The following is a 13,135-nucleotide window of genomic DNA, read 5'->3' as shown; positions in this document are numbered from 1 at the left end:
TCAGCGACTGTTAGCGTCAGCAAGCGTCTCGACGAATACCTGCCGTGCCTTTCTCGTAGCCTGATAAGCCCCTGCCTCCGTCCAGAAGGCAAAGACGCTGATTGCGTCACCTCGCTCCACCGCACTGGTTCGCAGATCCCCGGAGAGCCCGATGGCATCGACCTCGCCGCCGATGTCCGCCGCGACCTGGCGGAAGAGGGGGACGGCACTCATGTTGATGGCCCGACGCAGCGGCTGATCCCAGTCCCAGCCGGCGGGCCACGCCTCCTCGGTATGTAGGAGAACTTTAGCCCCGATTGACCATTCGTGCACCGAATCGGATGAATATACGGTCAAAACGAAGTCAATCAGATCAGTCTAAATGCGGTTCTCCTTGTGCCCAGCGTTGAGGAGGCATGACGAAAATTACTGCTTGACTGTGATTGTTGGATTGTCGGAACTAAGAATCTTCCTGATGCCCCGGCATTGAGGGAATCGAGGGCAGCCCCAAAACTCGGTCCCCGCGCTTTTTCCTTTCTGAGCCTTCCGCAAGACCATCCGTTGACCGCACCTGGGGCAGAGCGGCTTATCTGGCCCGGCAGCTAGCCCAGGTTCCCGCCGAATGGCTCGACCTTCTTGGTGATCGGTCAGCATGATCGCAATTTCTCTTACGCGGCTCGTGCTCAGTAGTATCTCTCTATGGGACCGGATAAAGGAGCACAGTTCCGATAGGTGAACGACGTTTCCTGGCAGATCGGTCTTGAACTCGGCTTTACCGACGAACGCGACAACCGAGTAGACGCATTGCGGGCTGAGTGACAGGAATGATTCAACCGCTTTCGTGTGCTTGAAATTTTGCCGTAGAGGATTCTGAAAGCGATTCTTACTGCGATAGATGACTTGCATCCAGTACGCGGACTTGGCGTCGCCAAAGATCCACCCAGAGTAATTCTTGGTTTCGATCACGAATATGCCGTATCGCGATATGACAATGTGATCTATCTGGGTCGGTCCAAGAGCCGTGGGGAGAGTAATATCGTGACGAAACGCGTATTCGCCAGATGGCAGTTGGCGCTGGAGTATTCTGTTGACTCGGCGTTCTCCGCGCCCACCAATGGTAGTAGGCGATCGAAGGAAAGCCCGGATTATGCCGAGAAGAACAAATGCGACGAAGGCTAGGGTGAGTAATTCCAACTCAATGGGGTTCTTACGACGAAGGGACGCCTGAGATTAGCAAAGCATCGAAATTCTGCCGTAACCCCTGTCTCATAATCGGGGGATCAGGTAGGTAGGCATCTGTATAGGAAGATCTCTGTAGATTTTGCTTATCAATCTCATGTCGGCAGGTGTCGCTCGATGGCTCCGGATCAGACCGATCTGTCGCGGCTGAAGCCGCTCCTACATGGGGGTTAGCCCGATCCCCTCACCAATCCACGGCCGCTTCGGTATGCTCACCCGGAAGACGATTCCCAGGCCCTCCAATCTATGAACGAACCCCCCGTAGCCGACTGGGTCATCGCATCCAAACTGGCACCATCGGTCCGGTTGCGCCAGCCGGTGGGGCGCGACGGCCTGCTTTCGCGGCTGGACGAGATTCTCACGGCGCGCGCCGGCCTCGTCCACGCACCGGCTGGCTGCGGCAAGAGCGCCCTGCTGGCGGAGTGGCGGGAGTCGCTGTTGTCCCGTTCGATACCCGTCGCCTGGTACTCGCTGGACGAGTACGACCAGGATCCCTTCCAGTTTCTCACCTATCTGACGGAAGCCTGCCGGGCCGCCGGGTTTTCCGCCGGATTCGAGTTCCCGGATTCGCGGCAGGGTTTCTCCAACTCCCCGTCGGTGGCGGTGCGGGCGGCCGTGGTGACGGCGCTCGGTCGGTGCCGCGGACCCCATGTCATCATCCTCGACGACTTCCATCGCGCGGATGCCCCGGAGATCCGGGACCTGGTCCACATGCTGCTGACCGATCTGCCCGAAGACATCCACCTGGTGATCAGCGCGCGGGAGTATCCGGAGAAGCTGTCGCTCGCCGATCTGCGTATGCGCGAAGCGCTGGTCGAGGTCGATCAGGCGGACCTCCGGTTCTCGGTTGCCGAGATCGAGACCTTCCTCGGATCTCTGGTGAAACCGGACGACACGGAGGGTTGGGCCGAAGAGCTCTTCGAACGCACCGAGGGCTGGCCCGTCGCCTTGCAGACCGTGCGGCTGTGGCTGGCCGAGGGCGCGACGATGGAGGACACGCTGCGGGAGGTCTCCGGCCGCAGCTCCGATCTAGTGGACTATTTCCTGGAGCAGGTGTTGAACAACCTCGGCGCGGAGGAGCAGCGCTTCCTGCTGCGCACCTCGATCCTGGAGCGCGTGAACGGCGAGCTCGGCGATTTGCTCTGCGGGCGCCACGATTCCTGGCAGATCCTGGAGCGCCTCGAGCGTCGCGATCAGTTCGTGCATGCGCTGGATCGTGACCGCGCGTGGTATCGCTACCACCGCCTCTTCTCGGAGTTCCTGCAGGAGCGCCTGCGCCGTCAGTCCGAGGCGCAGCTCCGTGAGCTGCACGGCATGGCGGCCGGCTGGTTCGGCGAGCACGGCCATACCCAGGAGGCCGTGCAGCACGCACTCGGCAGCGGCGATTCGGAGCGCATCGCGGGCCTGCTGGAGTCGCTGGGCGGCTGGCACTACGCGCTGCTCGGCCACGTGGGCATCGTCGAGCATGCGATGTCGAAGATCCCGGCGGAGGTGACTCAGCGCTATCCCAGGGTCTGGCTGGCGAGGATGTTCCTGACTGCCCGCATCGGCGAGGTCGCCGCGGCGGAACGGGAGTTCAGCGAGTTCGCGGCCCGGTACCTGGACGACCCATCCACCGATCGGCAGCTCGAGTGCGAGGGGCGGCTGATGGAGAGTCTGCTCGCGCGCTATGGCGACCGCGACATCGGCGAGAGCGAGGTGCGCAAGCTCGAGCGGCTGGGCGAGACGCTGGCCAACGATAACCACGTGATGAAGGCGGTCTGCTACAACCTGCTGTGTGCGCTGTACGGGCGGACCGGACGGCTGGATGAGGCGATGGCGGCCGGCGACCAGGCGATCATGCACTTCCGCCGGATGGGCTCGCAGTGGGGCGAGGTGTTCATCTATTTCCACGAGGGCTGTGCCTGCATGGCCCAGGCGCGCCTCAGGGATGCCGAGGCGCTGTACCGGGAGGGCTACGAGCTGGCGGTGGAGAATTTCGGCTCCGGGCATGACTCTGCGGCCATCGGCCGGGCGTTCCTGGCGGAAGTGGAATACGAGAAGAACAATCTCTATGCCGCAGGTCAGCTGGTGGAGGAGGCGCTCGCGCACATCGAGCGGTTCGATGCCTGGTTCGACGTGTACCTGGCGGCGTATTCGACGGCGCTGAAGATCGCGCGGGCGAGACGCGATGCCGCCGCCCAGCAGAACATCGTGCGCCGGGCGAAGTCGACCGCCGTCAATCGCGGCATCACGCGGCTCGCTCTGGCCATCGACCTGCTGCAGGCGGGGTACGGTGAGTTGGCGCCGGGCGACGGCGGTAACGCCGGTGCCGTGCAGGATCACAACGGGGCGACCGACCCGGTCGTGCATCACCTGCACATCTGGCAGGCGGGACGCGCTCTGCTGGCCGCCGGAGAGTACGATCGCGCAGCGCGTCTGCTCGCACCCGAGGCCGACCGGGCGCGCCGCCGGCGGCATCACCGTTCGCTGATCACGCTGTCGCTGTTGCTGGCCGCGGCGCTGTGGAAGCTGGGACGCCAGGAAGAAGCCCATGCCGCCTTCGAGGCCGCGCTCGCGCCGGCCCTGTTCGAGGGGCTGAAACGGCCCTTCCTCGACGAGAGCGACGTGCTGGCGGACGTGATCGCCGAGCTGGCCGCCGCCTCGGAGCGGCGCCGCGGCAACCGGCTCCGCGACGTTTTCCTGACCGAGCTGGCCACCGAGATGCGGAGCGCGGCCCGCCACCCCGGCGAGGTGGAATCCGCCCTGAGTCCCCGCGAGCAGGAGGTGCTGCGCTTCCTGATTCAGGGCCGCTCGAACCGGGAGATCGCCGATGCGATGGACCTCTCCATCAACACGGTCAAGTTCCATATGAAGAACATCTTCGGCAAACTGGGCGTGAACTCCCGGAAAGATGCCGTTTCCGCCACCATCCGGCGCCGCCTCCTCTAACGCGGTCGGAGGCCTGACCTACCCGATCTGATACCCCACCCTACCCGGGGCAGGTGTTCTGCGGCCGGAAGGCCCGATGCAAGGTTCTGAAGTCAGCGGGGTAAGGCGGGGAGTACGCATCAGTGATCCGTATCGGCGTGGATGTGGGTGGTACCAATACCGATGCTGTCGTCATGGACGGCCGGACCGTGCTGTCGACCCATAAGGCTCCCACCTCGGCCAACGTGAGCGACGGCATCATCGCGGCCATCCGCGAAGTGCAGAAGGCCGCGGACATCGATGCCGGGCGCATCTCGGGCGTCATGATCGGCACCACCCATTTCACCAACGCCTTCGTCCAGCGGAACGACCTGCTGCCCGTCGGCGTGATCCGGATTGCCATGCCCTCGACCCGCGGCCTGCCGCCGCTGACCGACTGGCCGGAGGACATCGCCGCGGTGGTCGGCTCCGCCCACTACCTGATCCGCGGCGGCTACCAGTTCGACGGACGCATCGCCGATCCCCTGGACGAGCAGGCGGTGGCGGAGGCGGCCAGAGACATCCGCCGGAAGGGCCTGAAGACGGTGGCGTTGACCGGCCTCTTCTCGCCGGTGAATGCGGACATGGAGCAGCGTGCCGAGGAGATCGTCCTGAACGAGTTCCCGGAGGCGCAGGTGACCGTGTCCTCGCGTATCGGCCGCATGGGCATCCTGGAGCGCGAGAACGCGGCGATCATGAACGCAAGCCTTGCCGACCTCTCGGCCTCGGTGCTTGCCTCCTTCCGTTCCGCACTCGAGCAGCTGCGCATCGAGGCGCCGTTCTTCGTCAGCCAGAATGACGGCACGCTCATGAGCGCGGACTTCGTGGAGAAGTACCCGGTGCTCACGTTCGCCTCCGGCCCGACGAACAGCATGCGCGGTGCGGCCTACCTGTCGGGTCTGAAGGATGCCCTGGTCGCCGACATCGGCGGTACCACGACGGACTTCGGGATGCTGTCGAACGGCTTCCCGCGGGAGTCCTCCATCACCGTGGACATCGGCGGCGTGCGGACCAACTTCCGCATGCCCGATATCCTGGCCGTGGGTCTCGGCGGCGGTTCGCTCGTCGCCAGGGATGCGGACGGCGGTATCCGGATCGGGCCGCGCTCCGTGGGTTACCGCCTGCGCGAGGAGGCGAAGGTGTTCGGCGGCGATACGCTCTGCGCCACCGACATCGCCGTGGCCGCCGGCGATGCGGACATCGGCGATGCCTCCCGGGTGGCCGATCTCGATCCCGGACTGGTGAAGGCCGCGCGCCGGCGTATCCACCAGATGATCGCCGAAGGCGTGGACCGCATGAAGACGAGCGGCGACCCGATCCCCCTGATACTGGTGGGCGGCGGTGCGGTGCTGGTGGCAGAGCAGATTCCGGGTACCTCGGAGATGATCGTCCCGGAACACGCCGGCGTCGCCAATGCCATCGGCGCCTCCATCGCCCAGGTGAGCGGCGAGACGGACCGCATCTTCGCCTACGAGGCCGTGGGGCGCGAGCAGGCGCTGGAGACCGCCCGCGAGGAGGCCATCGAGCGTGCGGTCGCGGCCGGCGCGGATGCGGGCACGCTGCAGGTGATCGAACAGGAGGAGATCCCGCTGGCCTACATGCCCGGCGGGGCCGTGCGGATTCGCCTCAAGGTGGCGGGCGAACTCGCCGCTTCCCTGACGGCTGATGAGGGCTGAGCGTTATGGAGATCACGACCGAGGACCTGCACGACATCTCGACCGGCGCCGCCTTCCTCGGCACCGGGGGCGGCGGGGATCCCTACATCGGCCGCGTGCTGGCGCTGAGTGCGATCCAGGAATTCGGGGCGCCGAAGATCGTCGATGCCGGGGAGATCGATGACGATGCTCTGGTTTTCACGATCGCCATGCTGGGCGTGCCCGCGGTACTCGGCGAGAAGGCCGCCTGCGGCGATGACGTGGATCTCGCGATCGAGCGTCTCGCCCAGCGTTTGGGCCGCAAACCCGATGCGCTGGTCGGCATCGAGATCGGCGGGCTGAACTCCCTCATACCGGTGATGGCGGCAGCCCGGGCGGGACTGCCGCTGATCGATGCCGACGGCATGGGGCGTGCGTTCCCCGAGATCCAGATGGTTACCTACAACATCTTCGGTGTGCCCTGCACGCCCCTGTCGGTGACCGACGATCATCTCAGCTCGGTGATCGTCGACACCGCGGATGCGAAATCCGCGGAAGATCTCGCTCGCATCACCTCGGTCCACCTCGGCTGCAGCGTGATCATCTCGAGCTACCCGATGAGCGGCGCGGACCTGAAACGCAGTGCCGTGCGCGGCACGCTGAATCTCGCCATGGAGATCGGCCGGGCCATCGAGCGGGGCCGCCGCGAGGGCGACCCGGTCGAGACGCTGGTGGAATACCTGCGCACCACGCCCTACTACAATCACTGCAAGGTGCTGTTCGACGGCAAGGTGGCGGACATCCAGCGCGAGACGAAGGCCGGGTTCTCTGTCGGTCACTGCCATCTGAACGCGCTGGACGGCTCGGGCCGGAAGATGGAAGTCACCTTCCAGAACGAGCATCTCGTCGCCCGAGAGGACGGCAGGACACGCGCCATCGTCCCCGATCTGATCTGCCTGGTGGACCGGGAGACGGCGACACCCATCACCGTAGAGAACCTGAAATACGGACAGCGCGTGAAAGTCATCGCCACGAGCGCTGCGCCGATCATGCGGCGGCCGGAGTCGCTGGCCGTATTCGGCCCGCGCTGCTTCGGAATCGAAGAGGACTTCGTGCCGCTGGAAGAGATTCCGGACTGACCGGGAGCACCCCTGGAGGAAGATCATGACCGGACCAAAGAAGACCATCATTCAGCTGATCACGCCGATCGTGACACGCGGCATCCGGACGCTGGAGGAGGTCGAGCCGTTCCTGCGCGACGACCTCGAGATCCGCCACAGCCTGATCGACCAGGGCCCCTCGTCCATCGAATCCGAGTTCGACGAGGCGCTCAGTCTGCCCGGTACGATCCGCAAGGCCATCGACGCCGAGCGCGAGGGCGCCAACGCCATCATCATCGACTGCATGGGCGACCCCGGGCTGCACGCCTGCCGCGAGGTGGTGTCCATCCCGGTGCTCGGTCCCTGCCAGACCGCGATGCATGTGGCCAGCACGCTGGGCCACCGCTTCGCGTTCATCACCGTGCTCGAGCGGCTGCGGCCTCTGATCGACAATCTGGTCGCGACCTATGGCCTGACACACAACTACGCCTCCTTCCAGGCCGTCGACATCCCGGTCCTCGACATCAGCCACAGCATGGAGGCGCTGAACAAGGCGCTCACCGGGAAGGCGATCGCCGCCATCGAGGCGGACCATGCGGACTACATGATCCTCGGCTGCACCGGCTTCCTCGGCTGTGCTGACGCCATGAGTGCGGCCTTGCAGGAGGCCGGTCACGACGTCCCGGTCATCGACCCCATCCCGCTCGCGGTGCATATGGCCGACGCGTTGGTGAAGACCGGACTCAGCCACAGCAAGCTCGCCTATCCGCCGCCTTCCGTGAAGCAAATCGACGGCTACGACATGCCGGGATTCATGACGGACAAAGGCTGACACATTGATCTCACTATCCCCTGGAGTTAGCAAAATGAAGACAATCCATTGGACCGCCATCGGCACTCTGACCTGTGCCTTGCTGCTGCCCAACCAGGGGCACACGCAGGCCGGTGATGCCACGCCGGCGCTGGAAGAGATCATCGTGACCGCGCAGAAGCGCGAGCAGAGCTTCAACGATGTCGGCCTGGCCGTCAGCGTGTTCAGCTCCGACGAGATCCGTGAGCTGCGCTTCTTCAAACCGGAAGACGTGGCCGCCCAGACGCCTAACGTGAAGATCAACGAGACCCTCGCGAACAGCATCCCGAACGTCGTGATACGCGGCGTCGGTCTCAATGACTATGCGGTCAACAACAACCCGGCCGCCGGCATCTATGTGGACGAGGTGTACCTCGTGTCGCCCGCCATGCTGACGTTCCAGTTGTTCGACCTGGAGCGGATCGAGGTGCTGAAAGGGCCGCAGGGGACGCTGTACGGACGCAACACCACGGCCGGTGCCGTGAACTTCATCAGCCGGAAGCCGACGGAGGACTTCAACGCGACCGCGACGCTGGACGTCGGCAATTACGACTTTGTCGGCGCGGAGGGCGCCATCGGCGGCCAGATCGTCCCCGGTCTGAACGGGCGTTTCGCCGCACAGACCTACCAGCGGGGCGAGGGCCACCAGACCAACCGGCTGACCGGCGAGGACGTCGGCGAGATCGACCGCACTTCCTGGCGCGGGCTGCTCCAGTGGCAGCCGAACGACGAGATCACCGTCCTGTTCAATGCGCACGGCGGCGAGGATCAGTCGGACGTCTGGCTGACCAAGGTCGACAACCCCTTCACCCCCGCGGATGACGATATTACGGATCCCTTCACCTCGGCCGCGTCCAACGAGTCGGAGATGGACCTCGATGCCCTGGGCGGCGCGCTGACCATCGACTGGGCGCTGTCCGACGCGCTGACGCTCACCTCCGTGACCGGCTTCGAGAAACTGCAGCGGCTGCACATCGAGGATCGCGACGCGTCGAGTCTCATCCAGCTGGATGGTGTCTTCCTGAATGAAGTCGAGCAGTTCTCGCAGGAACTGCGCGCCACGTACGCCAGCGGCGACTGGGTGCTGATCGGGGGCGCGTTCTACGGTAACGACGACGTGGAGACGCGCGACCGGTTCGACGCATCCGACCTGCTGCCGCTCCTGGGCCTGGCGGGGGTCGATGCGATCGGCAACGAGTACCGCCAGGAGACGGACTCGCAGGCCCTGTTCGTCCACTCGGAATGGCAGTGGCAGGAGGACTGGAAGCTCACAGCCGGCCTGCGCTATACGAACGAGGAGAAGGAGTTCAGTGATGCCTTCACCTACCTGCTCGCCGGCGGGGCCGAGATCCAGGTCTTTCCTCCCGTCTCCAACGACTACGATGTGGATGACCTGTCCGGGAAGCTGGGCGTCGACTACTCCGGATTCGAGAACACGCTGGTCTATGCGAGCATCAGCAAGGGCTTCAAGTCCGGCGGTTTCCAGGGGCAGCTGACGTTCAACCCGGCCGATCTGACCGCGTTCGAAGAGGAGACCATGTATGCCTACGAGATAGGCACGAAGTCCCTTCTCCTGGACGGCACGATGCAGTTCAATACGGCGGTGTTCTTCTATGATTACGAGGACCTTCAGTTCTACGGAGGTCTCTTCGACTCGCCCGTGGGTACGCTGTTCGGGATCACGAACGTGGGTGATGCCGAGGTCACCGGCGCCGAGGCCGAGCTGTGGTGGCGCCCGGCGGTGGGGCTGGATGTCCGGCTGGGGCTGGGGCTCCTCGATACCGAGATCACGCGTTCGCAGGTGGCCGGCGTGGCGGAAGGGAGCGAACTGCCCAATTCACCCGAGCTGAGCTTCAACGCGCTCGTGCGCTATGAGTGGAACCTGACGCCGGATCTCGTCGCCGATGTCATGCTGGCTGCGGTCTACCAGGACGAGGTGACCTTCGACATCATCCGCGCACCGGCCGAGGCCATCGAGGACAGCTACTGGCTGGCGGATGCCCGTATCGGCATCTCCAATGCGGACCGGACCTGGAATGCGTTCCTGTGGGCGGAGAATCTCTTCGACGAGACCTATCGCACGCAGGTGCTGTTCTCCAGCGTGGGATTCGGGTCGAACTACGGGATGCCGCGGACGTATGGGGTTGGGGCTACGTTCAACTGGCAGTAGCGCGCAACCGCGCTCATCCGGATGGCCGCCGGCTGATCCCGGCCGAAGAACCAGCGGGTCACCAGCCCTCGGCAAGCCCGTACGGGATCTACTACCGATCGATTTCGGAGGGTGTCGTGTTGATGGGTAATTCTGGGTGTCGCTTGGCAGCTGTGGGCATCGTGCAGCGTCCTTTGTGTTCGAGTGATACGCCGAGTATCATGTAGGAAAACCCGCGTTTTTAGGGGGTTTTCCTACATGATAACGACCAAAATATAGAATCATGTTGAAATATACGCATTTATAGCGGATATTTATACATGATGTCTGAACGCTCCTATTCCTTTTCATCCTATCTTGACCGTCTGCTTTCAAAGGGCCGGCTTGTGCTCACGCCTGAGCGAGCCCAGGAAGATCTCGGCATAAGCCGGCGCGCCTTTATTGACGCGGCAAAGCGGCAGCAGAACAGGGGCAATCTCATCATGCCGCGGCGCGGCTTCTACGTGATCGTACCGCCGCAGTACCTCGCGCTTGGGGCGCCGCCTCCTTCTTTCTATATCGACAGCCTAATGCGCCATGAAGGCTGCCCTTACTATGTCGGCTTGCTGAAAGCAGCAGAGCACCATGGTGCGACCCATCAGGCGGTCATGCAGTACCAGGTGATTACCGATAAGCGCTTACCGAATATCAGGGCAGGGCGGTCGCTCATTGTTTTCTATTACCGAAAAGACATGGGTGAGATTGCCGGCGGACTGCAGGAGTACAAGACCGAGGCTGGGTTTATTAAGGTCTCTAGCCCCGAGCTGACGATGCTCGATCTGCTCCGCTACCGGCACGCCACTGCCGGCCTGGACAATATTGCGACCGTCCTCAGTGATCTCGGCCCGCAGATCATTCCGGACAAGCTGGCAAGCCTTGCTGGTGCCTTCGAGCGCACCGTGGTGCAGCGCCTTGGTTATATGCTCGATGACCTCGGTCTTGCTGATCAGGCAGAACCGCTTCACGCCATCCTGAACGAGACTGGACCGCTCCCATGGACCGCACTCGAACCGATCGGCGCAAGAGACCGCGCGGCACAGCGAGCCTTCGCTGAGCGTAATGAACGCTGGCATGTCACCGTGAGCCGAGTGCCGGAGATCGATTGATGATCCCGGCCATGCATATTACGGCCTGGGCCAGCTTCGCACCCTGGGCCGAGCTCGCTCAAATCGAGCAGGATCTGGTTATCAGCCGCGCCCTCATTGATCTGTTCAATGATGAGGTTCTGCGCGGCGAAATGCGGTTTCGCGGTGGCACCGCCCTCAACAAGCTCCATTTCCCGCAGCCGTTACGATACTCCGAAGATATCGACCTGGTGAGAACCACACACGGTCCGATAGGACCGATCCTCGACCGCATGCGGGATACCCTAAGCTGGCTCGGTGACGCAAATTTCGAGCAAAGTGCGATTGCGCCCAAGCTTGTCTATCGCATCGACCCGGAACATGGCGGTTCGGCCCTCCGGCTCAAGATCGAAATCAATACTCGCGAAACTGAAACCTTCGACCGACCTTACGAGATTGCCCTGGCCGTGGACAATCCCTGGTTCTCAGGTTGCGCTCAGATTCCGACCTTTACGCCGGAAGAGATGCTTGCCACCAAGCTCCGCGCGCTGCTCCAGCGAGATAAAGGGCGCGATCTTCTGGACGTGGCTCATGCACTATCTGTACTTCAAAATCTGAACACCGCTCGTATCGTCGAATTATTCGGTAAGTATCTTGACCGGAACGAGCAAACCATCACCCGTGCCCAGGCCGAGCAGCGAATGTGGAGTAAGATGGATCGCGCCGGTTTGATCTCGGATATTCGTCCCTTGCTTTCCGCCGATGCGGCAGAGCGCCTCACGGATTATGAAATGAGGAACGCCTTTACCCGTGTTTTCACTGAGTTGATCGCGTTGGTTCCGGGAAGCTCGTGGGCGAGAACCCCGGAATTCGCGGAGCGGTTCGGGATTTTAATCGGGGACCGCCATTAGATTCACGTTAGGGGTGTGTCTCTTTCACTTCAGGACTCGATCTTGAAGACGTGCGCGGAAATCCCCCCAGCGTGAGGGGCATCAATCAGCTCCATCAGGACCGACAGGTCCGGTTGCTGATGATTCACGGGATGGGCAGCGAGCGATGCCCCGGTTATAGCGTACGGCGCGATATCGGTTCAGGCGCCGGCAAACCGGGTGCGGTCACCCGCATAGCGGAGCGACTGGGGGCATGCCTGCCAGAAGGCCAACTGGACCAATTGGACCGAAGCTGCAAAGAGGACGATCCCGACACCTACCCGAAGGGCATACGGTTGCACACCTTCGATTTCGCAACGGCCGGACTGGGAGAGGAATGCCGGAGCGATGTAATTGAGGCGGACGGAGTTGCTCCCCTGCGCGTGTACGAAATCTATTACACGGGGGAATTGGAAGGTCGGCAAAAAGATCTCATCGACCGGGAACAGGACGTCATGGCCGGCCACCGGACATGCATCAATTGCCTGATCGAGGAATCGATATTGATCAACGGGTTCGGTGACGCCGTGGCCTACCTCGGGGAGTTTGGGCCTCGCGTAAGGGATGCTGTCCGCGCGACCGTTTGCCAGATGATGCTGGAGGCGCCGGGTGTCAGCCCCTCGCGCTACGGACCGGAAGAGCTGCGGACGGGCGCGGCCTGCCCGCGCTCTCTGCGGGACGGTAACGCAGATTTCGCAGATGTGGATGTCTACGTTATCAGCCACAGTCTGGGCAGCAATATCGTGTTCAGAAGTCTCATTGGGGAAACCACGGGTCCGCATGCTCTTGCCGGAATGACAGCCAGCCAGCGACTCACCGCGGCTCGCGCAGCGACAGCGTTCCGTTCTGCGCTGCGGGGTGCCTATCTTCTGGCGAACCAGGACGCGCTGTTGCAGCTTGCGGGGCCAGCTGAAGATACGACGGCGACGCGCATAGGGGCGTCCGTGAGAGCGATGGGTGGGTTACCGCTCGATGCGGAGATCGTGGCGTTTTCCGACCGGAACGACATCCTGAGTTTTGCACTGGGCAAGAACGCTTGCGGTGAGCAGGAATCGCAGTGCATTAACGCCACGCTTCATGTGGCACGCATGGGAATTCCGTTCGTGTTCGTCAATCCGGTTACCGCACATACAAAGTACGAAGAAGACGATACGGTGATACGGTGCATTGCAGAGGGGTGTCCATAACTGGATATACGATGCG

10 protein-coding genes are annotated in these 13,135 nt (G+C 63.0%); 8 read left to right on the top strand and 2 right to left on the bottom strand.

Features of this window, described 5'->3' with window-relative positions:
* Positions 1-213 (bottom strand): hypothetical protein, encoded by a 213-nt coding sequence (locus ACJMKX_RS14355; RefSeq protein WP_405226832.1) that lies wholly within the window; start codon positions 211-213, stop codon positions 1-3.
* Positions 214-405: 192 nt separating this feature from the next.
* Positions 406-1,173, bottom strand: a complete 768-nt coding sequence (locus ACJMKX_RS14350; protein ID WP_405226830.1) for a nuclease-related domain-containing protein — start codon at positions 1,171-1,173, stop codon at positions 406-408.
* A gap of 291 nt (positions 1,174-1,464) precedes the next feature.
* Between ACJMKX_RS14350 and ACJMKX_RS14345 the strand changes: the two genes are divergently transcribed.
* The 8 genes from ACJMKX_RS14345 to ACJMKX_RS14310 all read left to right on the top strand — a co-directional run bounded on the left by ACJMKX_RS14345 (position 1,465) and on the right by ACJMKX_RS14310 (position 13,119).
* The gene (locus tag ACJMKX_RS14345; RefSeq protein WP_405226827.1) at positions 1,465-4,149 is read left to right on the top strand and encodes a helix-turn-helix transcriptional regulator; all 2,685 of its coding nucleotides are present in this window, start codon (positions 1,465-1,467) and stop codon (positions 4,147-4,149) included.
* 125 nt (positions 4,150-4,274) lie between these two features.
* Entirely contained in the window at positions 4,275-5,843 is a 1,569-nt protein-coding gene (locus ACJMKX_RS14340; RefSeq protein ID WP_405227228.1) for a hydantoinase/oxoprolinase N-terminal domain-containing protein, read from the top strand.
* Between the two features lie 5 nt (positions 5,844-5,848).
* On the top strand, positions 5,849-6,940 hold the full coding sequence (locus ACJMKX_RS14335; RefSeq protein WP_405226824.1) for a DUF917 domain-containing protein: 1,092 nt from the start codon (positions 5,849-5,851) through the stop codon (positions 6,938-6,940).
* Positions 6,941-6,965: 25 nt separating this feature from the next.
* Positions 6,966-7,733, top strand: a complete 768-nt coding sequence (locus ACJMKX_RS14330; protein ID WP_405226822.1) for an aspartate/glutamate racemase family protein — start codon at positions 6,966-6,968, stop codon at positions 7,731-7,733.
* A gap of 34 nt (positions 7,734-7,767) precedes the next feature.
* The gene (locus tag ACJMKX_RS14325; protein ID WP_405226820.1) at positions 7,768-9,921 is read left to right on the top strand and encodes a TonB-dependent receptor; all 2,154 of its coding nucleotides are present in this window, start codon (positions 7,768-7,770) and stop codon (positions 9,919-9,921) included.
* 299 nt (positions 9,922-10,220) lie between these two features.
* Entirely contained in the window at positions 10,221-11,045 is an 825-nt protein-coding gene (locus ACJMKX_RS14320) for a type IV toxin-antitoxin system AbiEi family antitoxin domain-containing protein (protein WP_405226817.1), read from the top strand.
* Complete coding sequence (locus tag ACJMKX_RS14315) at positions 11,045-11,914, top strand: nucleotidyl transferase AbiEii/AbiGii toxin family protein (RefSeq protein WP_405226814.1); 870 nt, start codon at positions 11,045-11,047, stop codon at positions 11,912-11,914. Before ACJMKX_RS14320 ends, ACJMKX_RS14315 begins: the two co-directional genes overlap by 1 nt.
* A 131-nt stretch (positions 11,915-12,045) precedes the next feature.
* Positions 12,046-13,119, top strand: a complete 1,074-nt coding sequence (locus tag ACJMKX_RS14310; protein WP_405226811.1) for a hypothetical protein — start codon at positions 12,046-12,048, stop codon at positions 13,117-13,119.
* The last annotated feature ends 16 nt before the right edge of the window (positions 13,120-13,135 follow it).

It is taken from the genome of Lentisalinibacter sediminis (assembly GCF_040706615.1).
Taxonomy (GTDB): domain Bacteria; phylum Pseudomonadota; class Gammaproteobacteria; order Steroidobacterales; family Woeseiaceae; genus Lentisalinibacter; species Lentisalinibacter sediminis.
Note: the sequence above shows the minus strand (reverse complement) of the source record. Positions and strands in the feature narration are given on the sequence as shown.